The organism is Neorhizobium sp. 05N33, from assembly GCF_056397445.1.
Genome location: NZ_JBFTNK010000024.1, coordinates 22931 through 46467 on the forward strand (window position 1 = coordinate 22931; position 23537 = coordinate 46467).

Genomic DNA, 23537 nt, shown 5'->3' on the forward strand with positions numbered 1-23537 from the left:
GGTTTTCCGGAGCCGCTCTTTGCGATTTACCAAACAAAAAAGCGTTGCCCTGCGGGGTCCGCTATTTTTTGAAAGGTAAGCGTTAGCTTTCCCGATGGCGCGCGGGCAACCATGGACCGGCCTGAGATCAGGCAGGTGCCGGAGGGGAAAGTGCAGGTGAGAACTGAACCTAAAGAATGGCCATCAGTACGACCTTGCCCAGCGAGAGGGCCGAGAAGAAGATAGGCCAGATCATCAGCGCTCGGGCCAGATTGGGTCGCATCCCCCGCAGGTCCATGAAGTCGAGCACGATGAGCCGTATCTTTGCAATGGCCATGAGGAGGATGACGGCAAGTGCCGCTGCCGGTATCACCTCATGCTTCCATTGTGCAGCGATCAATGCGCCGACGATGCCGAGCATCATCACCCAATTGGCGCTGCCGAAGAGTTTCGAACCGTCCATTCCGGCCTCCTAGCTCAGGTAGATCAGTGGAAACATCACCAGCCAGACGATGTCGATGACGTGCCAGATGGTCGTCAGCGTGACGATCGTCGACCGTTCCAGCCTGATCGCCGCCAATACGAAGAGGACGGCAACGAACGCAACATGGGCGAGGTGGAAGCCGGTGATGAGAAAGTAGAGTTCGAAAAAGCTCTGCAGGTTCTCCTCCCCTGCCGCTGCCCATTCGGAACTGTACTCGGTCAATTTGAGAGCGACGAAGAGCAAACCCAGGAATGCTGCGCCGAGCAGGAACAGGCGCTGCCGGCGAGGTTTTCCCTGGGAGCTGGCGGCAAGCGCCGCTTGCCAGCTGCTCGCCAGCAGCACGACTGTATTGAGCCCCGCCAGCCGCGGTGCGAGGTGGAGCCTGGCGAGCGCAAAGCTTTCCGGATGCAGCATGGACGTGACGACATAGCCGGTCAGCAGGATACCGAACGCCGCAAGCTCGCCCCAGACGAGCACCCAGAGAAGAAGGTCGCCGCCTTCATCCCTCTCTTCGCTGGTCGAGATCGCCGCCATTCCGAAACCTCCGGTATTCTTCCGCCGCGGAAAATGGAGGCAATACAGATCCGGCTCTTTGTCATATCGCAAAGAAACGGCAGATAGAGAGGTTAGGATGACGGCAAACCAAGGATTTGCCATGTCTGATGCACAAGTCGGCCTTCTGATGGCCGCCCCGATCATTGTCATATTCGCCATCGCCCTGAAACGGATGGGTGTCCTGCAGGGCTACAGCTCGCTGGCGGCGGTCGTCTTTTCCGTCGCCATCGCGGGCGTTCTCTTCTGGCAACAGTAGCGGCCGTGCCATGCTGCGGTTTCTGCTGGCGTTCATAGCCTTCATCGCCCTGCATTCCTTGCCCGCAGTCCCGAAGATTCGCGGCGCGCTGATCGGATGGATGGGGCATGGAAGCTATATCGCCGCCTATTCGACCATCTCGACCGCGGCTCTGGCCTGGCTCTTCCTGTCCGCTATGAGCCTCGATTACGTGGAAATCTGGCAACCGAGGCCGTGGCAGGCCTGGCCTGCCTTCGTACTTTCACCGATCGGGCTTTTCCTGGTCCTTGCCGGTCTCTTCAGCCGCAATCCCTTCTCGATTTCCTTCCGCAAGGGAGGCGAGCCGGATGCGATCGTGGCCGTCACGCGCCATCCGGTTCTCTGGGGTTTTCTTTGCTGGTCGGTCGGGCACATTCCTCCAAACGGAGATCTGCGTTCGCTGCTTCTGTTCTGCGGCTTCGCCGCCTTTTCCGCCGGCGGCTTGTTCATGCTCGAAAAGAGGGCCCGTCGATCGCTGGGGCCAACTTGGCCGACGGCCTCGTCGCAGACTTCCGTCATTCCGTTCGCAGCGGCGATAAATAGTAAGGCTGTAATTACATTTGACATGCCGATGGCCGCCGCCATGCTTTGCACGACTGCGTTGCTCGTCTGGCTTCTCGGTGGGGGATATGCGGCTTTGGTGGGCGCGGATCCGCTTCTGTTTCTTGGCGCCTGATCGCCTCGCAAGGCAAGTGCTCAAGCTCGACCATGGGCCGTGTCGCGGGCACGCGCGACCCATGCAGCGCCTTCGCGGGCATGATGAAAACCGTTCGACAAAGCAGCGGTGGGATAGATTTCGCGCAGCAGCATGATCGCCTCGTCCGCGTCCAATGCGTTATCGAGCACGGCGCGGTAGAGCTTTGCGACCGCCACCATGTCGCAGTCCTGCGGCGACAGGCGGATCGCCGAGATACCGCATGCCGCGAGGCTGGCGAGATCACCCGGCAGGGCCTGGCAGGTGTGGGAAACGGTCTGCACGCCGTTGAGCGCGAGGAAGGATTGCCGGTCAAGGGTCTTCACCGGCAGGCCGTCCGGATCTTCGCCGCAGACGAACTGGCAATTGTCCTTGATCTTGCCCTTGGATCTCGCATGAGCGCATCGCGCCGAGATGGCGAGCGGCATGCGGCCGAAGGCGAAGACCTCGAATGCGATTGCGGGCGCGTCGGCGACGATCTTCTCGACCGATGTGAAAGGCAATTCCGGCGGCAGGCAGATGCTGGACGCGCCCCGGCCGGCCAGCAGCCTGGCGGTCGGCGCGTTGTAGACGTTGACCAGGGGGCCGATGCTGTGGGGCCTGCCATTCAGCAATCCGAGGGCGGAAAGGTCGTTGGCCTCGATTGCATGTTCGCTGTCGGCGACGAGATCGCGGATCTGCCGGCTCTCGCGCTCCAGGGTGACGAGCGACAGCGTCGAGAGGACTACGGTCTTGCCCGCGGTTTCCAACCTCTCGATCACCTCGGCGATATGCGGTTCGATGAAATGCTGCCGCTTGGAACAGACGGTTTCGCCAATCAGTACGCGATCTACCGGCGCCTCATCGGCGATGCGAAAATGAAAATCGCGCCATTTGGGGCCGTCCCAGAGATAATAGACGGGTCCCATCGTCAGGGAGGGCGAAGTGGTGCGGTGCATGTTCATCTCCAGCGCTTCTCATAGGCGCCCGACGTGGTCTTCTGGCCTTCGCTGAGGCCACGCAGGCGCATCAGCAGCGCTTTTCGTTGCTCCGGTCCAGCCGACAGGGCCCTTTTCAGGGTCGAAACGACTTCGGCGACATACGCCTTGCCGCGCTGACGGCCTTCGATCTTCAAGGCGCTGACCCCTGCCGCCGAAAGCGCGTCGATCTCGCCCATGACATCCAGGGAAACCGGGTCTTCGAATGCGTAGGCGGGGCTGTCGGCGATATCGAAACGACCCTTGCACAGGGTGGGGTAACCGGCCGCTTCGCCGGCTGGGAAGCGGTTGATCGTGTAGTCGCCGAGTTCGGACACCAGTTCCGTGCCTTCCTGGCGATAACGCACATGGCTTGCCGGCGAGCAGACGCCGTTCATGTTGGGCGACTTCCCCGTCGCGTAGGAGGAGAGCGAACAGCGGCCCTCGGCCATGACGCAGAGCCCGCCGAAGACGAAGACCTCGATCTCGCAGCGGATCTGCGGCGCGATGCGGGCGATGTCGGCGATGGTGAGCGTTCGCGGCAGGACGATCCGCTTAGCATGGAAGGCATCGACGAGGAAATTGATCGCGTCGACGTTCGAGGCGGAGGCCTGGACCGAGACATGCAGCCGCTGCTCGGGATAGCGTTCAGCCACATGTGCCATGAGCCCGAAATCGGCAAGGATCAGCGCATCGACCCCAAGAGCAACGGCATCGGCGGCGGCGCGGTACCAGATCTCCTCGTCTCCGGCGCGCATGAAGGTGTTGAGGGCGACGAAGGTCTGGGTGCCATGCCGGCGGGCATAGGCGATCGCCTCGCGCAATTCCTCGCGGCTGAAATTGAGGCCGGGAAAATTGCGGGCATTGGTTTCGTCGCGGAAGCCGCAATAGACGGCGTCGGCACCTGCATCGACGGCTTCGCGAAAGGCCGCCGGCGTTCCGGCCGGGCAGATCAGTTCCATCGGGAAGTCTCTTCGTTCAGTGCGCGGCGGCGGATATCCCGGCCCATCTTTCCGAAGAGGGGCGCAAGAGGGCCGGCAAGCCTCGACAGGTCGCGCGGCAGATCGATGTCGGCGCCATCGAGGGCATTGCGCATCGCAAGCATGGCTTCCATGTCGCCGGTGACGGAGAGATCGCGGGAGAAGAACAGCGCGTCGGCATCGCAGCGGCCTTCGAGCAGGGCAAGCAGCAGGAAGAGCGGCCCTTCGACGGAGGCATCGGCGAGGTCCTGCATCGCCGATTTCCGGATGACGCGGATGGATGGCCCGGCCGGTTCCACGATGAAGGCGAGCGGCAGGTCGCTCGGAAGAAAAGCAAAGCGTTTCGCCTTGTACTCGCCCAGCCGCTCGAACAGGTCGGGATGTTCTTTCAGGACGCGCTGAAACAGCAGCCCTGCCGCTCGCTCGATCGCGGCAAGCGGCATGTAGGCCAAGGGGATGGCGAGTGCGCGGGGAAATTCCATGTTCATGCGTCCTGCTGCAATGCAGGCACAGGCTATCGATTGCGGGAGCGACCGTGCTTGAGCCAGCGCAAAGAGGAACGATGGTTCTTTGAGAGGCCGGTGCGCGGCGTCAGGATCCGCCGGATCGGCCTCTCCCGCGGACGAAGGTCACGGCCTCGTTCTGAACCTCGCCTTCGTTGTTGAGGACGGCGCGCCAGACGCGGTTTCCGAGACGAACGCTCAGGCGGGACGTTCCGATATCCTCAGCTTCGCCACGCTCGACCGTGCTTGTCACGAGGCCCTGGCGGATTCTCTGCCGGAAATCGTCGCGAGACAGCCCGAACCGACCGGCAATCTCGCCGGATTCCAGGATGAAGTCGCCGTTCGGGTCGCGTTCGATATGCATCGCTCTTCCTCAGATCGACGGTGTTGCGGCAAGGTTTGCTGCTTTCTCTACGTTCTACGATACCGATTGAAATCTTGGAAACAGCACTTCGTTTTCGAGATGCATATGGACGACAAGATCGTCGGTGAATTTGCGCAGCCCCGTATAGAGCGCCGTCCAGGATCTGCAGGCACCCTCGGGCAGGGTGAGGCCGCGCGTCACGTGCTCGATCGTCTGCAGATGCTGCGCTTCGTCTTCGTGTTCGTTTCGCATTTCGGCGATCGGATGGGCAATCATTCGGCTGCCGCCGTGCTGCATCATCGGAAAGAGCACCTGCTCCTCCTTGATCATATGGCTTTCCAGTTCATCGCGGAGCTGTGCCAATGTCCCGGAAAGGCCGATCGGGGCGGAAGGGTGGTTACCGTGCACCCGCTCGACTTTTTGAGCGAGAGGAATGAGCCAATCCAGTTCCTCGCGATGGGCGGCGTGATATCTCGTGAGAATGTGCGAGATCAACGCCAATGTTTCCTGCGGCGCATCCCGTCCCGATGCCTGTTGGAGGGCCTTGAGATCGGCGATCAGCGCGGCAGGTACGAGACCCGCCTGTTCGGCGGCCATGGAGAGTGGTATGTCGCCGCCGCAGCAGAAGCTGATGCCGTGACGGCGGAAGAGCTCAGCGGCTCCCGGCAGTTCCGTGGCGATTGCTGCGACTGTCGTGTCTGGAACAATTTCGGTCATGATGTACTCCTCGTCGATGATGGTTTCGGGGGTCGATGATGGTTTCAGGATCGTACTGGCGTCGGCATCATTGGCCGGCGGACAGCTTTTGCGGCTCGGCGCTCTGCAAATGATTTGTCATGGCAAGGCCTCGTCGAGGCCGAGCGATGGCCATATCCGGTCGACCTTCTCGATGATTTCGGGGGACATTTCGAGAACCCGGCCCCATTCCCGAGCCGTCTCGGAACCGATCTTGGTCGTGGCATCCAGCCCAAGCTTGCCGCCGAGACCCGGCCGCGGAGAGGCGAAGTCGAGGTAGTCGATCGGCGTGTTGTCGACCACCATGAGGTCGCGGCCGGCATCGAAACGGGTGGAAATCGCCCACATGATATCCGGCCAGCTTCGCACATCGATGTCCGGATCGACCACGATGATCAGCTTGGTGTAGCTGAACTGCGGCAGCATGGACCAGAGGCCCATCATGATCCGTCGGGCATGGCCCGGATAACGCTTGTCGATCGAAACCACCATGGTCCGATAGGAACAGGCCTCCGGTGGCAGCCAAAGATCCCTGATCTCCGGGAACTGACGCCTGACCAGCGGGATGAAGATCTCGTTCATGGCTTCGCCCAGCCTGGACGGCTCATCCGGCGGTCGTCCGGTATAGGTGGAAAGATAAATCGGATTGCGGCGCATCGTGATCGCCGAAAGGGAAAGCACCGGGAAGCTTTCGACGGCGTTGTAATAGCCGGTGTGATCGCCATAAGGTCCCTCGTCCGCCATCTCCGCGGAAATCGTGCCCTCGAGCACGATCTCCGCCTCCGCGGGAACGGGGAGCGGTACGGAAAACGCCGGCGCAACCGCCTGACGCCTGCCTTTCAGGACGCCGGCGAAATTCAGCTCGCTCATTTTGTCCGGCAGCGGCATGACGGCGGCTAGGATTGTCGCCGGGTCGGCGCCGACGACCACCGCCACCGGCATGTCCCGGCCGAGCGCCTGCCACATCCTGTGGTGTCTAGCGCCGCCACGATGAGCGAGCCAGCGCATGATCAGCCGGTCCTTGCCGAGCTTCTGCATCCGGTAGACGCCGACATTGACATCCGCCGGATCGTCCGGCGCCTGGGTGATCACCAGCGGCCAGGTCACGAGGGGGGCGGGCTCGCCGGGCCAGCAGGACTGGATCGGCAGCCGGTCGAGATCGATATCGGCGCCTTGCCAGACGATCTCCTGACACGACGGGTGCGAGACCGAGCGGGGGTTCAGCGAGAGCGCCGCCCTTAGCTGCGGAAGTTTTCGCCATGCGTCGAGCATTGATCTCGGCGGCCGCGGCTCGCGCAATTCGCTCAGGAAATCGGCAAGCCCCGTGATGCCGCCGGCTCCGAGCCCGAGGCCCCACTCTATTCTCTCGCGGGTTCCGAACAGGTTGGCAAGCAGCGGAATTGCCAGGGTATTGCCACAGGCATCGACCGGCTTTTCGAAGAGCAGCGCCGGTCCTTGCTCCACAAGGACACGTCGATGGATCTCGGTGATCTCATGGACCAGCGAAACGGGCTGCGAAATCCGTTTCAGCCGCCCCCTGCTTTCCAGAAGGGCCACGAAATCCTGGAGATTGGCGTAGTGGCGGGGAATTGTGGCATCTGCTTTCATGCCCCCAGATTGAGAAGAAAGAAGCGGCTGTCTTTGCGCTTGCGCAAATGGTCAGACGCCGCCAGCTCTCACTCAGAGCCTGTGGCCCGTCGCCTTGTCGAAGAGATGAACCTGCTTCGCGTCGATCGAGATACCGACCGTGTCGCCGAACCGGACATCGATGCGCTCGCGGAAAAGGCAGGAGAGCTGCTCGCCGCCGCAATCGAGCTTGGCGAAGATTTCCGAGCCGGTGCCTTCGACGATCGCCGCGCGGCCCTGGATGCCCTGGTCGCTGGCGCGGATGTGTTCCGGCCGGATGCCGTAGACGAGCGGGCGGCCGCCAGCCTTCGCCGGCGAGACTTCCGTGGAAAGCGGCAGGATCAGCCCCTTTTCGGTGCGGAAAACGCCTTCCTCGATCTTGCCGTCCAGAAAGTTCATGGCCGGCGAACCGATGAAGCCCGCAACGAAGAGGTTGGCCGGCCGGTCGTAGAGTTCCAGCGGAGCGCCGACCTGTTCGATGTTGCCGTCATGCAATACGACGATCTTGTCGGCCATGGTCATCGCTTCGATCTGGTCGTGCGTCACGTAGATCGTCGTCGTGCCGATGCGCTGGTGCATGGCCTTGATCTCGCTGCGCATCACCACGCGCAGTTTTGCGTCGAGGTTCGAGAGGGGCTCGTCGAAGAGAAACACCTGAGGATTGCGGACGATCGCCCGGCCCATGGCGACGCGCTGGCGCTGGCCGCCGGAAAGCTGGCGGGGGTAGCGTTGAAGCAGGTTTTCCAGGCCGAGGATCGCGGCCGCCTTCTTCACCCGCTCCGCGGTATCGGCGGGGTTCGCCCGCTTGAGCTTCAGCGCGAAGCCCATGTTGTCCTCCACCGTCATATGCGGATAGAGCGCGTAGTTCTGGAATACCATGGCAATGTCGCGGTCGCGGGCGGGCAGGTTGCTGACCTCGCGGGCGCCGATGCGGATCTCGCCGCCGCTGACCTCTTCGAGGCCGGCGACCATGCGCAGCAGCGTGGACTTGCCGCAGCCCGACGGACCGACGAGAACCACGAACTCCCCGTCGGCGATATCGACGCTCAGGTCCTGGATGACGTTGACCGCGCCGAAGCGCTTCTGGATGTTGTGAAGGGTGACGGTTGCCATGAAATTCGATCCTGTTTGTGAGCCTGCTCAGCCGCCCTTGACCGCGCCGGCCGTCAGGCCTGCGACGATCTGCTTCTGGGCGAACAGGGTGAGTACCAGCACGGGGAGGGTGACGATCAGCGCGGCCGCGGCGAGCGGTCCCCAGCTGACCTGTTCGAAGGAAAGCATGTTGTAGACGGCAACGGGCAGCGTCCGCGTGGTGCGGCTTGCGAGAACGATGCCGAAGACGAAGTTGTTCCAGGAGAAGATGAGCGCCAGGATGAAGGCGACGACGATGCCGGGCTTGGCGATCGGCAGAGCCACGAGGCGGAATACCTGCCAGGGCGTTGCGCCATCGATGCTGGCAGCCTCCTCTAATTCCATCGGCGTCGTCTCGAAATAGCCGATCATGATCCACACGACGATCGGCACGGTGACGACCAGATGGATGATGATCTGGGGCAAGAGCGTGCCGAGCAGGTTCAGCCACTGGAACAGGAGGAAGAGCGGAATGAGGAACGAAAGGCCGGGCGTCATGCGGGCGATCATGATGACGATCGCTGCCTTCTCAGCCTTCAACCGGGCGATACCGTATCCCGCCGGCACGCCAATGATGAGCGCCAGCAGCGTCGCGGCCCCCGTCACCAGCACGGAGTTCCAGAAATACAGGAAGAAATTGTTCTCGCGGAACACCTGCACATAATTCGACCAGGCGAAGTTTTCCGGGATCAGGATCGGCGGATAGGCACCGTTGTCGATTTCGTATTTGAGCGACAGCGAGATCATCCAGAGGAAGAACAGCACCACCGGCGACACCATGACGAGGGCTGCGAACAGAAGGCCGATGCGATCGAGCGTCTTGCGTCTGACGAGTGGGCGTTTGTTGAGGGGGCGTTCGACGAGGGCGTGTTCCATCAGCGCGTCTCCATGTCCGACCAGTTTGCCCGTGCGCGCACCATCATCAGCGCGAAAGAGAGCGCGATGATGATGACGAAGAAGACGACCGCCATGGCCGAGCCGTAGCCGATGTCGTAATAGGAGAAGGCGGTGTTGTAGAGGTAGATGTTGATCGTCTCGGACGCCGTGCCCGGCCCCCCTTGCGTCATCGCGTAGATGATGTCGAAGCTCTTGATCGCATCGATGCTACGGATGATGACGCCGATCATCAGGAAAGGCGCGATCATCGGAAGCGTCAGGTAGCGGAATTTTTGCCAGGCGTTGGCGCCGTCGATCTCCGCGCTTTCATAGGGTTCGCGCGGAAGAGAGGCGAGGCCGCCGAGCACGATCAGCATGATCAGCGGCGTCCATTGCCAGGTTTCGACGAGGACCAGCGAAGGAATGACGCTGTAGCGGTTATAGATCCATTCCTGCGGGCCGATGCCCACCAGCGACAGCAGATAGTTGAGGACGCCCAGCTGCGGATGGAACATCATGGTCCAGACGAGGGCGATGGCGACCGGGGTCGCCATCATCGGCATGACGAAGACGCCGCGCAGGAAGCCCCTCCCCGGAAATTGAGCATCGAAGATCAGCGCCGCGAGCGTGCCGAGGAAAAGCGGCGCCACGACCGCCAGCACCGTGAAGATCAGCGTGTGCCAGAGCGATTCCCAGAAGCGGAAATCGGTCGCAAGCCGGATGTAGTTGTCCAGTCCGGCGAAGGTCTGCGCCTGTCCCAGCGTCCAGCTGTTGACGCTCATCCAGAGGGTGAAAACCCAGGGGAAGACGATGACCGCGCCGATGACGACCAGGGCGGGAACGACGAAAGGCCAGTAGTTGGGAGCAAGCCGGCTCGGCTTGCTCCTCTTGTTACCGGTTTCCGTCCGTGCTGTTTCGATGCTCACGGAGGCCATTATCCCTCGCTCTTGGCAAGCACCGGTTCGAACTGCGCCGTTGCCGTCTTGAGTTCGGTTGCCGGGTCGGCGCCGCCGATCATGTTGGTCAGGCCGACACCGTAGATGTCGCGGAATTCGGTGACCGGAATGATGACCGGCAGCGCAAGCTGCGAGACCTTGCCGGAAGCGGCAACTGCATCAACCCATGCGCTGGGCATGGTGACGCCCTTGCGGACTTCCGCATCGGCAAGGATCGACTGGCGGAAGGGAACGCCGGCGCCGGCCTGCAGCAGGCGTGCGCCCATCTCCTTCGAGATGACCCACTGGCAGAACAGATAGGCCGCTTCCTTCTTCTGGCTGGCTGCGGTGACGCCGATGCCGTCGCCGAAGGTGGCGGCTGCCTGCGCCTTCGGCCCCTTCGGCATAACGCCGTAGCCGACCTTGCCGACGACACGGGACTTCTGCGGGTCTTCGAGCGGCGGAGCGAAGCCGACGCCGTCCAGCCACATGCCGATCTTGCCCTGCAGGAAGGCAGACTGGGCTTCCGCCCAGTTGAAGCCGGAGACCCCGACGGGGGCCGCCTTGGTCATCAGGCGCTGGTAGAGTTTGGCGGCCTCGACGGCTTCATCGGAGGTCGTGCGCAGCTTGCCGTCAGGCCCAAGCGCCGTAGCGCCGTAGCCGAGCATCAGCGCCGTCCACACCGGAACGTTGGCGTTTTTCAGGCCGCGGGCGACGAAGCCGTAGGTATTGGTGGTCTTGTCGGTCAGCGCTTCGGCCGCCGCCGCCATCTCGTCGAAGGTTTTCGGGTAGGCGAGACCCTTCTTCTCGAAGAGTTCCTTGTTCCAGTAGACGATCCAGTAGTCGACCGAGAAGGGCAGGGAGCGCAGCTTGCCGTCCTTGTCCTTGGCAAAGGTGAGGCCGGCTTCGGCGAAATCGCTTTCCGTCAGCGACGGGTCGGTGAGCGTCGGATCCTTCAGGAAGCCGCTGATATCGGCAAGCCAGCCGCCCTTTTCGAACTGGCGCTTCTGGACATGGTAGCTCAGGTGGATGACGTCGAAGCTCGGCTTGCCGGACGAGAGCTCGATCGTCGCCTTCTGGCGCTGCTGCTGTTCCGGGGTGGCTTCGGCATTGACCTTGATGCCGGTCAGCGTTTCGAACTCGGCCAGGTACTTGATGATGGTGTCGCTGCGCGGGCTTTTGACGAGATTCACTTCCAGCGTGGTGCCGGCGAAGCGCTTCCAGTCGACGGCGGCCGATGCCGGGCGCGAACCGACCAGTCCGGCGGCACCAAGCGCCGCCGAGCCGGCCAGGAAGCTGCGGCGGGTGGGATTCCAGAACGAAGATGACATGCTATTCCTCCTCCTAATGCGCCGGATACCCTTGTCTCCGGCTTCTTTTTTTAAAGTCTGATCGCGCGATCCCTCGCGTGATTGATATGGGCGACGAGTGCCGCGACCGCTTCCTCCACGGAGCGCCGCTCGATCGCTTCGAGCACTTTCAGATGCTCGCTCATGACGGGGCCGACCCGGCCGTCGATGCGGAACCGCTCCTGCCTGATCAGCCGCATCTTGATGGAATTCACTCGGTAGACGTTTGAAATGATGGTGTTGCCGAGCGCATCGATGAAGGCGTCGTGCATGCCCCAGTCGACCGCCTGCGCATGCAGCTCCAGCTCACGGCTGTCGTTGCCGCCCTGGATCGCCTCCAGGATTTCACGATGCTCCTTCAAAAGCCTGGCGATTTCCTGGTCCGGGGCCGATTGGGTGAACAGTGCAACGGCTTCCTTTTCCAGGAAGACGCGAAGCTGGAAGGCTTCACGGATGAGGTTGAGGTCGATATGGGCGATCTGCAGCCCGCGTTGCGGCACGGTCTTGATCAGTCCCTCGGCCTCCAGCCGCGGAACGAGTTCACGGATGGCGCCAAGCGTCAGGCCGGTCAGTTCCACCAGCCGGCGCTGCGAGACGAACTGGCCCGGGCGTACGTCACGGGCCAGAAGGTGGCGCGTGAAGCTCTCGTAGGCCTTCTCCCTCAGCGTCGGCTGTTCCTCGACCTGGCTTTCCGTGGGACGCCCCTGATCCATGGCTTTCAGGCAGCCTCCGAACGGAACAGAGCGTCGAAGGCCGATGCCAACAGGCGCTGGCCTTCATCAGCGATCCGAAGAAGCGGCGGCCGCACCGTCAGCCACAACGGGTCGTTCGAAAGATGGGCGATCATCACCTTCACCGCCGGAATGACGGGATATTTCAGCAATTCCACGACGAGATCGACGACCCGCTGATCGTCCTCGCCATCCACGGCCATGCGCCGAACTTCGCGTGGGGCGAAATTCGCGACGCCGGATATCGCACCCTGCCCGCCGAGACGTACGCCTTGAGCCAGATGCCGCTCGTCACCGATCAGGATGATGAGGTCGCCATATTCCTTGAGCAGCTTTTCGGTAAAGGCCCATTCTCCGCCGGAATCCTTCACCCCGGTGACGATGCCGGGAAACGCCTGGCGAAGCCGGCCAATCAGCGCGTGGCTCAGTGGCACCATCGTCACCGATGGAATATGGTAGACGATGATGTCGCGGGCCTTGTCGCCCAGCAGGGCGAATACGGTGGAGAACCAGCCGAATAGGCCTTCGTCGCTGACATTCTTGAAATAGGAGGGCGGGGCCAGAAGAATGTTGCGCGCGCCCTTGGATAGCGCCTGTGCGGCCTGTTCCGCGGCGTCCGCCGCCGCGTCTACGAGAACACCTGCTACGATCTGGCGCGGCGCGATGCCGCCCGAAATCATGGCGGCGAGGACCTTTTCCCGTTCGCCGTTGCCGATCGAGGCGCCTTCGCCGGTCGTGCCAAAAACCGTAACGCTGTCGCAACCGGCATTGAGGCTGCGGCGAGCTTGGGCGACCATCGCGTCGAGCACGATCTTGCCGTCTTTGTCAAAAGGGGTCGCGAGTGCGACAGAGAGCCCGAAACGCATGTTAGACTATTTATCCTCCCAGTGTTGCCGCGACGCTCGCACACTAACATGTTAGAAGTCAATCAGGCAATTTGATTGAAATTGAGGTGCGGGCGCTTGCGTAGATCGAACGGCTCTACCGAGCGCGATCACGCAAGCTGCACTTGGCCTATGCCGCAGATGTTGACCTCGATATCGAGCTTGCGCGCGAGAGCTGCTTTTGATCGAAAAAGGCCGAAATTGGCGTCAGCGCAGGTCGAGGACGAACCGCTGTCCGCCCATGTTGACTTCGATCCTGCCCGGTTCCGCGACCGGGATCAGTCCGCACAATGTGCCCGTCGTCATCACCTGTCCCGCCTTGAGCATGGAGAAGGAGGAGAGCTGGTCCTGGTTCGCCAGCACGACCATGGTCTTCAGCGGATCGCCGTCGGAATGCGCCGCGGGCTTGTCGAAGCCGGACTGTCCGTCGATGAAAACCGACAGCTGACCGATCGATGCGCCTTCGTCCAGCAGGCTCCGGTCCAGCGGAGGTCCGAGGACGTAACCGACATTGCTCATCATGTCGGCTGCGGCGAGGGCCGGATCGCCCCGGGAGCCGCCCTGGTAACGGCTGCGGAGAAGCTCCACGCCGATCCGCACTGAGCCGATCGCGTCGACGATATCCTGGCGGGTTACATCGCCGTTGCGGGCCACGACATCCTTGTCGAGCACGAAGGCCAGTTCCACCTCCAGCGAGATGCCCGGCTGATGGGCATGGCTGGTTTCTTCGTTGACGAACAGAAGCGGTGCGCTCTGGCAGAAATCGCCCTTCAGGGTCAGCTTGGCGCCCTTGAACGGCTGGCCGAGCGCCCGAAACACGTCCGTCTGCACCGCATAGGCATCCGCCAGCGGCAGCCCGAGAAAGGGCTCCGGATCAAGCACGGTCCTCGACAGGATGGCATTGCGAATGGCACTTGCGAGGCGGGCGGGGAGGGTGTCGGCAGGCATGTCCGGCATAGGTTCAGTTTCCTTGGTTTGAGGTGGAAGCCCAGGGGCATTCGCAATTAGTACCAATAGCCGAGCTTTCAAGCATCCCAATAAAATCAATGGATTTTGCACGCTTCAAAATATGCCGACGGCAGTCGTGCATTCGCTCCTCCATCGCCAGGCCCGCTCGCAACATGCCGCAGCTGGTGACTGATGTAAATATATATTTGACGACTGATACCTACACTGATTATATCAGTTCTATAACGAGGGCCCGTTTATGTCGAATGTTGCGCTGAAAGGCATTGTTGCCGCTTCCGTCACGCCGGTGACGGCCGATTTCCGTATCGATACCGTCCGTCTGAAGGCGCATATCGATTATCTCCTGGCAAATGGCTGCAGCTTCATCTCGACGTTCGGCACCACGGGCGAGGGCGCATCTTTTTCGACCGCTCAGAAGCTCGAAGCTCTCAAGGCACTAAAGGCGGACGGGGTGGAGATGGGCCGTCAGCTGCCGGCGATCATGACGCCGAGTTTCGACGATGCGGTAACCTCGCTGATTGCCTATGGAGAGCTCGGCTGTCGCGCCGCGCTCGTCCTGCCGCCCTTCTATTACGGAGCGAGCGAGGACGGCGTTGCGGCGTTCTTCGATGCACTGATCGAGCGGACCAAGGCGCATACGGAAATCGCTCTCGTGCTCTACAACATCCCGCAGCTCAGCCGGGTCCGCTTCACGCAGCCGCTGATTGCGGCTCTGCTGCGCAGGCACGGCAGCCGCATCGCCGGGATAAAGGATTCGACCGGGGATCTCGACAACGGGTTGATGCTGGTGAAGTCCTTCCCGGAGCTTGCCGTCTTTACAGGCGACGACCGGGTTCTGCCCACGCTCGTCAAGGCCGGGGGCGCCGGCATGATCGGCGGCATGCCGAACGTCTTTACCCGCGATCTGAGGGCGCTTTACGACAATCCCGACGATGCCGGCCTTCTGGAGAAGCAGTCGCGGCGCATCGAGGCAGTGGATGCCTACGGATCGCTCGTTGCCCTCAAGGCGGCTCTTGCCCATTATCGCAACGACGAAAGTCTGGCATATGCGGTGCCGCCTCTGGTTGCTCTCAACCAGTGCGATCGTGCTATGCTCATTGAATTATTCGAGCGGACGGGTTATCGCGCCGCTGCTTGACCCGCCCGGTGCCGCCGGCGATAGGAGACAGATGAGCGTACTTACTGCACCGCCCGGCACTGGACAGCCAGACCTTCGCTCGGTCAAACAGGTCGCCTATGAGCGGTTTCGCGAGGCGCTGTTCGATGGCCGGCTCCGGCCCGGCCAGTTCGTGTCCCAGCGGGAGCTCGTCGCTCTTCTCGGCCTTTCCATCGGCGCTCTGCGCGAACTCCTGCCGCGCCTGCAATATGAAGGCCTGCTGGTGGTCATGCCGCAGCGAGGCATCCAGATCACCCAGATCGACCTCTCGATCATCCGCCAGGCTTTCCAGGTGCGCATGGCGCTGGAGCGCGAGGCCGTGCTGACGGCCGTCAGGCGGATGCCCGACGTTATCCTCGATGAACAGGCCAGGCTTCACCAGTCGATCCTCGACGAGGTCCGCAATGCTCCCTCGCCGGATGTCTTCGAGCGCGGACAGAAGGTCGACGACGGATTTCACAACCTTCTCGTCGACTCGACCCAGAACGATCTGCTGATCCAGGCCTACGCGGTCAACGCGATCCGCATGCGGCTCATCAAGCTCGACAGGATCAGCCTTTCCGAGCAGGTCCTGCCGCCGGCCTTCGCCGATCATCTGGCGATCATCGACGCCATCAAATCCCGCGATCCGCATGCGGCAGGCGATGCCATCGACCGCCACATCATGCATGCCCGTGAACGGGCGATCGAGTTCTGATCACCTTCCACTTTATTTTATCGGCGTTTTGCCTTGGCCATCATACATCTTGGCGGCCGATCGCCATATGTGCGCCCTTCTTAATGCATAACTGATCATATCAGTTTTCATAGAAGTTGTCGAACAACATGTTTACAGGTTCGAATTTTTGTTGCATGGTGAAGCTGTCAGGCATCTGACGCTTTGGGAGAGGCAATTCAGGGAGGACCGAGCTTGGCGCGGCTGGAGTTATCCAACGTTTCGAAAAGCTACGGGGCGTTCGACGCCATTACGGACGTATCGCTTGCCATCGAGGACGGAGAATTCGCGGTTTTCGTCGGCCCGTCCGGTTGCGGCAAGTCCACGCTGCTGCGCCTGATCGCAGGGCTTGATCCGATCAGCGACGGTGCGATCAGAATTGGCGCGGACGACGTGACCCGCCGGCCCGCAGGTACGCGGAGCGTGGCGATGGTGTTCCAGTCTTACGCGCTCTATCCGCATATGAGTGTCTACGACAACATCGCCTTTCCGCTGCAGATGGAGCGCCGTTCGAAGGGCGACATCCGCCAGCAGGTCGAGAAGGCCGCCGGCACGGTGCAGCTTTCCACCCGGCTGAAGGACAAGCCGTCGAAGCTTTCGGGTGGCCAGCGGCAGCGCGTCGCGATCGCCCGAGCCATCGTCCGCAAGCCGAAAATCTTTCTGATGGACGAGCCGCTTTCCAATCTCGACGCGGCGTTGCGCATTGAGATGCGCACCGAACTCACCCAGCTCCATAAGGAGCTCGGCGCCACCATGGTCTACGTCACCCATGACCAGCTGGAGGCGATGACCATGGCCGACCGGATCGTGGTGTTGAACGGCGGCCGCGTCGAGCAGGTCGGCAGGCCGATGGACCTCTATCACAATCCGGTCAATCGTTTCGTCGCCGGCTTCATCGGCAGCCCGCCGATGAACATGTTGCGCAGCAAGGTGAAGGCGATCGAAAGCGAATATTATTCCTTCGAGGCTGCCGGCATCGGGACGATCGTGATCGACGGACTGGCAAAGCGCCTCAAGATCGGCGAGGAGGTCGTTCTCGGTATTCGCCCGGAATTTCTGGCGCCGCATCCGGCCGGCAGCGAGCCGCTGGTGAAGATCGGCGTCGTGCCGCGATCGGTCGAGAGGCTGGGTGCCCAGACGATCGTTCACAGCGCGATCGAGGGTCAGAATTTCACCTGCGTGTTTGCCGGCGACCAGGTCGTCGAGCCGGGCCGGGAGCTGAACGTTTATTGCGATGCGGCGAACATCCACGTCTTTGACGCCGCAGGGATTACGGTCAGCCGAAACTAAATCGTCGTCGATAAATCGGGAGGAGTTTACGATGAAGAATGATGTCATGCATGCCATGAGGCCTACACGCCGTGCATTTCTGTCGGGCACTGCTGCCGGTCTCGCCAGCTTGCCGATCCTGATGTCGGCTTCCGGCCGGGCGCTTGCGGCCGACCAGCAACTGGTTTTCTGGTCTCAGCTCGCAGGCAGCAAGAAGGCCGCCGGCGAAGCGCTCGAAGCCGCTTTCAAGGCCGCACATGCGGAAGTCGCGCTGCAATCCAGCCTTTATGCCGAACCGTCGCAGCTCAATGAAAAGATGCTGACGGCGATCAACGGCAATACCGGCCCGGACCTGATCGTTCAGCATTGGGACTACAATCTCACCTATGCTTCAGGCAAGAAGCTCGTCGAACTCGGCAAGGCGCTTCCGAATGTAAAGACGGCCGATCTGGACCCCTCGCTGCTCGCCTACGGCCGTGCCGACGGCGGCCAGTATTCCATGCCGCTCTACGGCACCTCGCGCGGTCTTGGCATCAATCGCAAGCTCATCAGCGAAGCGGGCCTCAATCCGGACAAGGGGCCGCAGAACTGGGCCGAACTTCGCGAATGGGCAAAGGCCGTCACCAAGCGCCCCGGCGGCGGCATGCTGCAGGTGTCCGGCATCCAGCTCTACCAGAACGACCTCGAAGCCTTCGAGCTCTTCACGCTGCTGCTGCAGGGTGCGGGCGGTTCGCTGCTGACGGCGGATCTGTCGGCGCCGGGTTTTGCCGGTCCGGAAGGCGTCAAGGCACTGACCTTCCTGCAAGACCTCGTCGTCACGGACAAGATCACCGACGCGGGTTTCGGCGTCGGCCCCGGCGGCATGGCGAACCCGTTCAACCAGGGACGCGCCGCGATGCTGATCGCGGGCAACTACTCCACCAATAACGCGTTGAAGGCCGGCGTCGAATTCGACGTCGTTCCCTTCCCGAAGGAGAGCGGCGGGTTCACATCGCTTGTCGATCCCTTCTGCTTCGCCGTCCGGGCAGGCGCGCCGAACCAGGAGGCGGCCCTCAAGCTCGTCGAGTTTGCGATGTCGCCGGAACAGCAGATCGCCTTCGCGGTCGCCAGCAAGAACGTGCCGGCCCTGAAGTCCGCCCAGCAGAACAAGGACGTGCAGGCCGACCCCTATCTTTCCAAGTTCATCAAGACCGCGAGCTACGCCCCGCCGACCGCGCCGGCAACGCCGGTCTTCCCCCGCATGATGACGCTCGTCGCGCGTGGCGTTCAGGAAGTCATTTTCCAGAAGAACACGCCCGACAAGGCGCTGAAGGCGGCCGCGGACGAAGTGCAGGCATTGCTCAAAAAGAGCTGAGGAGCAGGTTATGGCGCTTCAGAATTCGACATCCAGACCGGTCAAAACGGTCAGTTTTCATCAGAACTGGAGCGCCTACGCATTCCTCGCACCCGCGCTCGTCATCCTCTTCCTGTCGCTGCTGCTGCCGGCGGTGGCGACGCTGTTGATGAGCTTCACGGACGTCTCGTTCCTGAAGCCGACGAGTTTCATCGGCTTCGACAACTATACCAAGCTGTTCAATGACACCCGCTTTCAGCAGGCGGTCGGCAACACGATTCACTATACGATCGGCGTGACCTTTCCGACCATGCTGCTCGGCCTGCTGGCAGCGGTCGCGCTCAATCAAAAAGTGCCGGGGCGCATGGCTTTCCGGACGATCTTCTACCTGCCGGTTCTGACCTCGCTGATCGCGGCCGCTGTCGTCTGGGCTTATGTCTACGAGCCCTATGCCGGGCCGCTCAACGGTGTCCTGACCCGGGTCGGCCTGCCGCCGCAGCCGTGGCTTCAGAACCCGAGCCTTGCGATGAACGCGCTGATCATCATGGCGATCTGGCGCGACTTCGGCACCGCGATGATCATCTATCTGGCCGGTCTTCAGGATATCCCGAACGACCTCTATGAGGCGGCACGTCTCGATGGGGCGAAGGGCAAGGATATCTTCCTGCGCATCACCGTGCCGATGCTGAGTTCCGTCACCTTCTACCTGCTGATCATCCTGATCGTGCAGACCTTCCAGGTGTTCGGCGCAATTTATGTGATGACGCAGGGCGGGCCGCTCGGCTCGACGGAAACGGTGGTTTACCAGATGTACCAGACGGCCTTCGGTTATACCGAGTTCGGTTATAGCGCGGCCATGTCGACCATACTCTTCCTGACCATCCTGGTGTTCTCGATCATCGGGACCCGGATCATGCGGAGGAAAGACGCATGACCGACCTTGCACAGCCCGCCGCGATGGAACGACAGATCATGGCCCGCCGCCGTGGCCGGGAGTTCCCGCGCTTCGACGTGATGAATGTCATCGGTTACCTGCTGTTGCTGTTTGCAGCGCTCGCCACCGTGATGCCCTTCCTCTGGATGGTCTCGACCTCGTTCAAGGGCGACCAGGAAATCTTCCGGTTTCCGCCGAGTTTCGTTCCGGACGGGCTGCGATGGCAGAACTACCTCGATGCGATGGCCTCGCCGGATGCCGGCCGGCAGCTGGTGAACAGCCTGATCTATGCGCTGGGCTCGACCGTTTCGAACCTCGTCTTCTGCTCGCTGGCCGGTTACGCGCTTGCCCGCATGCAGTTTTCCGGCCGCAACCTGATCTTCGCGCTGGTCGTCGGCCTGCTGATGGTGCCGGCGCAGAGCCAGATCGTTCCCGTCTTCCTGATCGTCCAGAAGATACCCTTCGCCGGCGGCAACGACTGGCTCGGCAATGGCGGCACCGGCCTTCTCAATAGCTATTGGGGCATGATCCTGCCGACTGCGGCGACACCTTTCGGCATTTTCATGATGCGGCAGTTCTTCACCCGCATCCCGATGGAATACGAGGAATCCGCCAAGCTCGACGGTGCGTCTCCGTTCACAATCTTCCGGCGCATCCTGCTGCCGCTGGCCCGGCCGTCGCTCGCCGTGCTCGGCGTCTTGAGCTTTCAGAGCGCCTGGAACGACTTCGTCTGGCCGCTTATCCTCAACTCGCACAGGGAGATGGCCACCCTGCAGATCGGCCTGCAGCTGCTGCAGAGCGGGCCGGATGCACGCTGGAACGTCGTCATGGCGATGGCGACGCTCATCACCCTGCCGGTCATCATCGTCTACCTGCTGGCGCAGCGGCATGTGATCGACGGCGCCGTGACCAGCGGCGTCAAGGGCTGACCGATCAATCAAGAGATGAATGAGCCGCTCCGGCGGCAAGGAGGATGCCTGTGGCCAAGTCAGATCAGACCAAGAACGTGGAAGTGTACCGCAAACCGGGCGAATTCGCCGCATGGCCGGCCAATTACGGCCTGTGGCTCTGGGGCGAGGAAGCGGTGACGATCTTTGTCCAGGGTTTCCGCGGCGAGGCGGAGAACCTGCATGCGCGCGACAAAACCCGGCCGTTCATTCCGGTGCAGGCCCGCAGCATGGATGGCGGCGAGACCTGGACGATCGAGCGGTTCAACGCCTTCGTGCCCGGCAGCCAGACGCTCTCCGGCGACGAGCATGTGCTGCCTGAACTCGAAGCGCAGCCGAAGATCGACATCGACCGGGACCTTCGCCCGCTCGACCAGCCGATCGATTTCACCGATCCTGAAACGATCGTCATGTGCGCCCGCACCGGCCTGCTAGGTGGGGCGATCAGCTGGTTCTATGTCTCGAACGACCGGGCGCGGACCTGGCGCGGTCCCTACCGGCTCGGCGATTTCGGCCTGCCGGGCATATCGGCGCGCACCGACATCGTGCCGCTCGGCAAGCATGACGCGCTCTTCCTGTTGAGCGCCGCCAAGCCGAACGGCAAGGAAGGCCAGGTCTTCTGCGTCCGCGCCCGCGACGGCGGCAAGAGTTTTACATTCGAAAGTTTTGTCGGCGACGAGCCGGAAGGCTTTGCGATCATGCCCGCGTCGATCCGGCTGATGAACGGCAAGGTGCTGACGCTGGTGCGCTGCTCGACGGCAAGCCGCGGGCCGGACCGCAAGGCCTGGATCGATGCCTATACCTCCGGCGACGAGGGCAAGACCTGGGAATTGATCGGCCGGCCGGTGCCGAATACGGGTTACGCCGGCAATCCGCCGACGCTGAACCGGTTGAAGGATGGCCGGCTGGTGCTTGTGTTCGGTTATCGCGACGCGCCTTTTGGCCTGCGCGCCCGGGTGAGTTCCGACGAGGGCAAGACCTGGAGCGAGGATATCATCATCCGCGACGACGGCGGCATGTCCGACCTCGGTTATCCGCGCACGGTCGTCAGGCCGGACGGGAAGCTGCTGAGCGTCTATTACTACAACTACGGCAGCGATCAGGAACGCTTCATCGCCGCCTCGATTTTCGACATGGCCGGCTGATCAGCCGCGCGGCTAAGCCCAGCGTCCGGCAGGCGATCGCATATGGAACGTGCGGCGGCGCGAGGAGCCCCTCCCCCTTGTGGCAGGGGTTGGGGAGGGGCCTTCGCCCCCGCAAAAACCCCTCCCGCCTGCCGGCCACCCTGCCCTCAAGGGGGAGGGTTACGAATGCCGCGCCGCCATACATCCTGATATGCGATGCCTCCTCTGCTTCTAAAAGCACATTCGGAAACATGTCTGGTGCCTGCTCTCAGCCACTGCGCTGCGAGTGGAGAAGGCGGCATTTCGGATTGACAGGTGTCGTAAGACATCATATCTCTTGGGTCGCTATTATCTATCTGCCGGGAGGAGACCGGCAATCCAAGGGAGGACGGCCATGAAGCCGCTATTGAGAATAGTGGGACCGGTATTGCTCGGTTCCACCCTGCTTTTCCAGCCTGCCCACGCCGAGACCCCGCCCAATATGCTGGTTGTCGGCTTCTCGATGACCAATATCCTGACGCTCGACCCTGCTGCCATCACCGGCAAGGAGACCGTACAGGTTCTCACAAACATATATGATAACCTTGTGGCGCTCGATGCCGTCAATCGCGCCCAGGTCGATCCGCAGCTGGCGGAAAGCTGGACGGTCGCCGACGACAACGGCTCGATCACCTTCAAGCTGCGCAAGGGGGCGACCTTCGCTTCCGGAAACCCGGTCACTTCGGCGGATGTGGTCTGGTCCTTCAAGCGCCTGATGAAGCTCAACCTGGCCCAGGCGTCGTTCCTGAAGACCCATGGCTTCTCCGCGGCCAATGCCGACGCAAGTTTCACCGCTCCGGACGACGGCACGGTCGTCATCAAGCTGCCGAAGAAGGTCGATCCGCAGATCATCGTGCAGACGCTCGGGATTGTCGGCCCAGGCTCCATCCTGGACATGAAGGCGGTCATGGAGCACGACAAGAACGGCGATATGGGCGCCGCGTGGCTCACCAACAACTCCGCCGGCTCCGGTCCGTTCACGCTCGGCCAGTGGCAGTCGAACGAGCGTGTCACGCTCGAGCAGAACCCGAAATATTGGGGTGAGAAGCCGGCCATGCGCCGGATCATGATGCGCCATCTGGCTGAATCGCAGAGCCAGCGGCTGATGCTCGAAAAGGGCGATATCGACATCGCCTTTTCCATGTCCGCAGCCGATCTGAAGGCGCTCGAGAGCAGCAAAGACGTCAAGATCCAGACGAATGGCGGCAGCGGCTTCTATTATCTCGCCGTTTCCATGAAGGACGAGAAGTTCCAGAAGCCGAAGGTTCGCGAGGCGCTGCGGTATCTCATCGACTACCAGGGCCTGAACGACAGCGTGCTGCCTTATTTCGGCAAGCTGCGCGATCGTCCGGTTCCGGCGGGCATTTTCGGCGCCTTGCCGAATGCGGGCTACAAGCTCGATGTCGCAAAGGCCAAGGCACTGCTTGCCGAGGCGGGTTATCCGAACGGCTTCCCGACCACGCTGCGCGCCATTTCCGACGTGCCGTTCATGAGCCTTGCGACCGCCATCCAGGCGACGCTGGCGCAGGCCGGCATCAAGGCGGAGATCGTCACCGGCTCCGGCGACCAGATCTACGGCGCGATGCGCGAACGCAAATATGAGCTTGTCGTCGGCCGCGGCGGCGGCGGCCAGCTGCCGCATCCGGACTCGAACTTCCGCGCCATCGTCTACAATCCCAACAATGCGGATGAGGCGAAGCTGACGAACTTCCAGGGCTGGCGCACGTCCTTCTATGATGAGAAGATCAACAAGATGATCGACGATGCTCTCGTGGAAGGCAACAAGGACAAGCAGATCAAGGAATACCAGGACATCCAGACCTATTACGCGGAGATGGTGCCGGCGATCCAGCCCTTCTCGGAAGTGGTCGACAGTGTCGGTTTCCGGGCCGACATCAAGGGTCTCGAACTGAACCCGTCCTGGTCGACCCAGCTTCGCACCGTCAAGAAAGAACGATAATCGTCGGCTGCCGCGGCGTGGGCCTTGTGGCCCGG

25 protein-coding genes are annotated in these 23537 nt (G+C 62.0%); 10 read left to right on the plus strand and 15 right to left on the minus strand.

The annotated features are described in order from the left end of the window. Positions 1 to 169 precede the first annotated feature (169 nt). Together AC1DLT_RS29590 and AC1DLT_RS29595 are read right to left on the minus strand one after the other, a co-directional pair. Positions 170 to 442: a cytochrome C oxidase subunit IV family protein gene (locus tag AC1DLT_RS29590; protein WP_038546243.1), complete on the minus strand. Its 273-nt coding sequence runs from the start codon at positions 440 to 442 to the stop codon at positions 170 to 172. A gap of 9 nt (positions 443 to 451) precedes the next feature. Then, positions 452 to 997, minus strand: a complete 546-nt coding sequence (locus AC1DLT_RS29595) for a cytochrome c oxidase subunit 3 (protein WP_477489094.1) — start codon at positions 995 to 997, stop codon at positions 452 to 454. Between the two features lie 121 nt (positions 998 to 1118). On the opposite strand from AC1DLT_RS29595, the gene AC1DLT_RS29600 reads away from it, so the two are divergent. Together AC1DLT_RS29600 and AC1DLT_RS29605 are read left to right on the plus strand one after the other, a co-directional pair. Then, positions 1119 to 1274 carry a hypothetical protein gene (locus tag AC1DLT_RS29600; RefSeq protein ID WP_167551678.1) on the plus strand — a complete coding sequence of 52 codons (156 nt, stop codon included), beginning with the start codon at positions 1119 to 1121 and terminating at the stop codon, positions 1272 to 1274. 10 nt (positions 1275 to 1284) lie between these two features. Beyond that, entirely contained in the window at positions 1285 to 1968 is a 684-nt protein-coding gene (locus AC1DLT_RS29605; RefSeq protein ID WP_477489095.1) for an NnrU family protein, read from the plus strand. Between the two features lie 20 nt (positions 1969 to 1988). On the opposite strand, the gene ubiV is transcribed toward AC1DLT_RS29605, so the two are convergent. From ubiV to AC1DLT_RS29670, 13 genes are all read right to left on the minus strand, one after another. Beyond that, positions 1989 to 2924, minus strand: a complete 936-nt coding sequence (gene ubiV / locus AC1DLT_RS29610; protein ID WP_477489096.1) for a ubiquinone anaerobic biosynthesis protein UbiV — start codon at positions 2922 to 2924, stop codon at positions 1989 to 1991. Positions 2925 to 2926: 2 nt separating this feature from the next. After that, positions 2927 to 3904, minus strand: coding sequence for a ubiquinone anaerobic biosynthesis protein UbiU (gene ubiU / locus AC1DLT_RS29615; RefSeq protein WP_477489097.1), 978 nt, complete (start codon positions 3902 to 3904; stop codon positions 2927 to 2929). Beyond that, complete coding sequence (gene ubiT / locus AC1DLT_RS29620; RefSeq protein ID WP_477489098.1) at positions 3895 to 4404, minus strand: ubiquinone anaerobic biosynthesis accessory factor UbiT; 510 nt, start codon at positions 4402 to 4404, stop codon at positions 3895 to 3897. Before ubiT ends, ubiU begins: the two co-directional genes overlap by 10 nt. A 109-nt stretch (positions 4405 to 4513) precedes the next feature. Further along, entirely contained in the window at positions 4514 to 4789 is a 276-nt protein-coding gene (locus AC1DLT_RS29625) for a DUF6522 family protein (protein WP_038546230.1), read from the minus strand. A gap of 54 nt (positions 4790 to 4843) precedes the next feature. Beyond that, the gene (gene ric, locus AC1DLT_RS29630; protein ID WP_477489099.1) at positions 4844 to 5506 is read right to left on the minus strand and encodes an iron-sulfur cluster repair di-iron protein; all 663 of its coding nucleotides are present in this window, start codon (positions 5504 to 5506) and stop codon (positions 4844 to 4846) included. Between the two features lie 117 nt (positions 5507 to 5623). Then, positions 5624 to 7132 carry a UbiD family decarboxylase gene (locus tag AC1DLT_RS29635; RefSeq protein ID WP_477489100.1) on the minus strand — a complete coding sequence of 503 codons (1509 nt, stop codon included), beginning with the start codon at positions 7130 to 7132 and terminating at the stop codon, positions 5624 to 5626. A 72-nt stretch (positions 7133 to 7204) separates the two neighbouring features. Beyond that, entirely contained in the window at positions 7205 to 8263 is a 1059-nt protein-coding gene (locus tag AC1DLT_RS29640) for an ABC transporter ATP-binding protein (RefSeq protein ID WP_477489101.1), read from the minus strand. 27 nt (positions 8264 to 8290) lie between these two features. Next, positions 8291 to 9157 carry a carbohydrate ABC transporter permease gene (locus AC1DLT_RS29645; protein WP_247135400.1) on the minus strand — a complete coding sequence of 289 codons (867 nt, stop codon included), beginning with the start codon at positions 9155 to 9157 and terminating at the stop codon, positions 8291 to 8293. Beyond that, on the minus strand, positions 9157 to 10092 hold the full coding sequence (locus AC1DLT_RS29650) for a carbohydrate ABC transporter permease (protein WP_038546220.1): 936 nt from the start codon (positions 10090 to 10092) through the stop codon (positions 9157 to 9159). The genes AC1DLT_RS29645 and AC1DLT_RS29650 overlap by 1 nt, the downstream gene beginning before the upstream one ends. Then, positions 10092 to 11423, minus strand: coding sequence for an ABC transporter substrate-binding protein (locus tag AC1DLT_RS29655; protein ID WP_477489102.1), 1332 nt, complete (start codon positions 11421 to 11423; stop codon positions 10092 to 10094). The genes AC1DLT_RS29650 and AC1DLT_RS29655 overlap by 1 nt, the downstream gene beginning before the upstream one ends. 50 nt (positions 11424 to 11473) lie before the next feature. After that, complete coding sequence (locus AC1DLT_RS29660) at positions 11474 to 12154, minus strand: GntR family transcriptional regulator (RefSeq protein WP_038546214.1); 681 nt, start codon at positions 12152 to 12154, stop codon at positions 11474 to 11476. Between the two features lie 5 nt (positions 12155 to 12159). After that, a complete protein-coding gene (locus AC1DLT_RS29665; RefSeq protein WP_477489103.1) occupies positions 12160 to 13038 on the minus strand; it encodes a dihydrodipicolinate synthase family protein in 879 nt (292 codons plus the stop codon). 225 nt (positions 13039 to 13263) lie between these two features. Next, positions 13264 to 14013 (minus strand): hypothetical protein, encoded by a 750-nt coding sequence (locus AC1DLT_RS29670; RefSeq protein ID WP_477489104.1) that lies wholly within the window; start codon positions 14011 to 14013, stop codon positions 13264 to 13266. A 250-nt stretch (positions 14014 to 14263) separates the two neighbouring features. Here AC1DLT_RS29670 and AC1DLT_RS29675 point away from each other — a divergent pair, with 250 nt between their 5' ends. From AC1DLT_RS29675 to AC1DLT_RS29710, 8 genes are all read left to right on the plus strand, one after another. Next, positions 14264 to 15163: a dihydrodipicolinate synthase family protein gene (locus tag AC1DLT_RS29675; RefSeq protein WP_477489105.1), complete on the plus strand. Its 900-nt coding sequence runs from the start codon at positions 14264 to 14266 to the stop codon at positions 15161 to 15163. 31 nt (positions 15164 to 15194) lie between these two features. Continuing rightward, positions 15195 to 15878 carry a GntR family transcriptional regulator gene (locus tag AC1DLT_RS29680; RefSeq protein WP_038546205.1) on the plus strand — a complete coding sequence of 228 codons (684 nt, stop codon included), beginning with the start codon at positions 15195 to 15197 and terminating at the stop codon, positions 15876 to 15878. Between the two features lie 213 nt (positions 15879 to 16091). Beyond that, entirely contained in the window at positions 16092 to 17186 is a 1095-nt protein-coding gene (locus tag AC1DLT_RS29685) for an ABC transporter ATP-binding protein (protein ID WP_477489106.1), read from the plus strand. Positions 17187 to 17217: 31 nt separating this feature from the next. Beyond that, complete coding sequence (locus AC1DLT_RS29690; protein WP_477489107.1) at positions 17218 to 18519, plus strand: extracellular solute-binding protein; 1302 nt, start codon at positions 17218 to 17220, stop codon at positions 18517 to 18519. 10 nt (positions 18520 to 18529) lie between these two features. Continuing rightward, positions 18530 to 19432: a carbohydrate ABC transporter permease gene (locus AC1DLT_RS29695; protein ID WP_477489108.1), complete on the plus strand. Its 903-nt coding sequence runs from the start codon at positions 18530 to 18532 to the stop codon at positions 19430 to 19432. Further along, positions 19429 to 20361 (plus strand): carbohydrate ABC transporter permease, encoded by a 933-nt coding sequence (locus AC1DLT_RS29700; RefSeq protein WP_477489109.1) that lies wholly within the window; start codon positions 19429 to 19431, stop codon positions 20359 to 20361. Before AC1DLT_RS29695 ends, AC1DLT_RS29700 begins: the two co-directional genes overlap by 4 nt. Positions 20362 to 20411: 50 nt before the next feature. Next, positions 20412 to 21524, plus strand: coding sequence for a sialidase family protein (locus AC1DLT_RS29705; protein ID WP_477489110.1), 1113 nt, complete (start codon positions 20412 to 20414; stop codon positions 21522 to 21524). 373 nt (positions 21525 to 21897) lie between these two features. Then, positions 21898 to 23502, plus strand: coding sequence for an ABC transporter substrate-binding protein (locus AC1DLT_RS29710; protein WP_477489111.1), 1605 nt, complete (start codon positions 21898 to 21900; stop codon positions 23500 to 23502). Positions 23503 to 23537 lie beyond the last annotated feature (35 nt).

Excerpts from the sequence above, each read along its gene's own strand:
- AC1DLT_RS29595 (WP_477489094.1), bottom strand. The coding sequence starts at position 997 with ATGGCGGCGATCTCGACCAGCGAAGAGAGGGATGAAGGCGGCGACCTT.
- AC1DLT_RS29635 (WP_477489100.1), bottom strand. The coding sequence starts at position 7,132 with ATGAAAGCAGATGCCACAATTCCCCGCCACTACGCCAATCTCCAGGAT.
- AC1DLT_RS29695 (WP_477489108.1), top strand. The coding sequence starts at position 18,530 with ATGGCGCTTCAGAATTCGACATCCAGACCGGTCAAAACGGTCAGTTTT.
- ubiT (WP_477489098.1), bottom strand. The coding sequence starts at position 4,404 with ATGGAATTTCCCCGCGCACTCGCCATCCCCTTGGCCTACATGCCGCTT.
- AC1DLT_RS29690 (WP_477489107.1), top strand. The coding sequence starts at position 17,218 with ATGAAGAATGATGTCATGCATGCCATGAGGCCTACACGCCGTGCATTT.
- AC1DLT_RS29675 (WP_477489105.1), top strand. The coding sequence starts at position 14,264 with ATGTCGAATGTTGCGCTGAAAGGCATTGTTGCCGCTTCCGTCACGCCG.
- AC1DLT_RS29700 (WP_477489109.1), top strand. The coding sequence starts at position 19,429 with ATGACCGACCTTGCACAGCCCGCCGCGATGGAACGACAGATCATGGCC.
- AC1DLT_RS29660 (WP_038546214.1), bottom strand. The coding sequence starts at position 12,154 with ATGGATCAGGGGCGTCCCACGGAAAGCCAGGTCGAGGAACAGCCGACG.
- AC1DLT_RS29605 (WP_477489095.1), top strand. The coding sequence starts at position 1,285 with ATGCTGCGGTTTCTGCTGGCGTTCATAGCCTTCATCGCCCTGCATTCC.
- AC1DLT_RS29600 (WP_167551678.1), top strand. The coding sequence starts at position 1,119 with ATGTCTGATGCACAAGTCGGCCTTCTGATGGCCGCCCCGATCATTGTC.
- AC1DLT_RS29650 (WP_038546220.1), bottom strand. The coding sequence starts at position 10,092 with ATGGCCTCCGTGAGCATCGAAACAGCACGGACGGAAACCGGTAACAAG.
- AC1DLT_RS29625 (WP_038546230.1), bottom strand. The coding sequence starts at position 4,789 with ATGCATATCGAACGCGACCCGAACGGCGACTTCATCCTGGAATCCGGC.
- AC1DLT_RS29665 (WP_477489103.1), bottom strand. The coding sequence starts at position 13,038 with ATGCGTTTCGGGCTCTCTGTCGCACTCGCGACCCCTTTTGACAAAGAC.
- ubiU (WP_477489097.1), bottom strand. The coding sequence starts at position 3,904 with ATGGAACTGATCTGCCCGGCCGGAACGCCGGCGGCCTTTCGCGAAGCC.
- AC1DLT_RS29680 (WP_038546205.1), top strand. The coding sequence starts at position 15,195 with ATGAGCGTACTTACTGCACCGCCCGGCACTGGACAGCCAGACCTTCGC.
- AC1DLT_RS29670 (WP_477489104.1), bottom strand. The coding sequence starts at position 14,013 with ATGCCGGACATGCCTGCCGACACCCTCCCCGCCCGCCTCGCAAGTGCC.
- AC1DLT_RS29645 (WP_247135400.1), bottom strand. The coding sequence starts at position 9,157 with ATGGAACACGCCCTCGTCGAACGCCCCCTCAACAAACGCCCACTCGTC.
- ric (WP_477489099.1), bottom strand. The coding sequence starts at position 5,506 with ATGACCGAAATTGTTCCAGACACGACAGTCGCAGCAATCGCCACGGAA.
- ubiV (WP_477489096.1), bottom strand. The coding sequence starts at position 2,924 with ATGCACCGCACCACTTCGCCCTCCCTGACGATGGGACCCGTCTATTAT.
- AC1DLT_RS29590 (WP_038546243.1), bottom strand. The coding sequence starts at position 442 with ATGGACGGTTCGAAACTCTTCGGCAGCGCCAATTGGGTGATGATGCTC.
- AC1DLT_RS29640 (WP_477489101.1), bottom strand. The coding sequence starts at position 8,263 with ATGGCAACCGTCACCCTTCACAACATCCAGAAGCGCTTCGGCGCGGTC.
- AC1DLT_RS29710 (WP_477489111.1), top strand. The coding sequence starts at position 21,898 with ATGAAGCCGCTATTGAGAATAGTGGGACCGGTATTGCTCGGTTCCACC.
- AC1DLT_RS29655 (WP_477489102.1), bottom strand. The coding sequence starts at position 11,423 with ATGTCATCTTCGTTCTGGAATCCCACCCGCCGCAGCTTCCTGGCCGGC.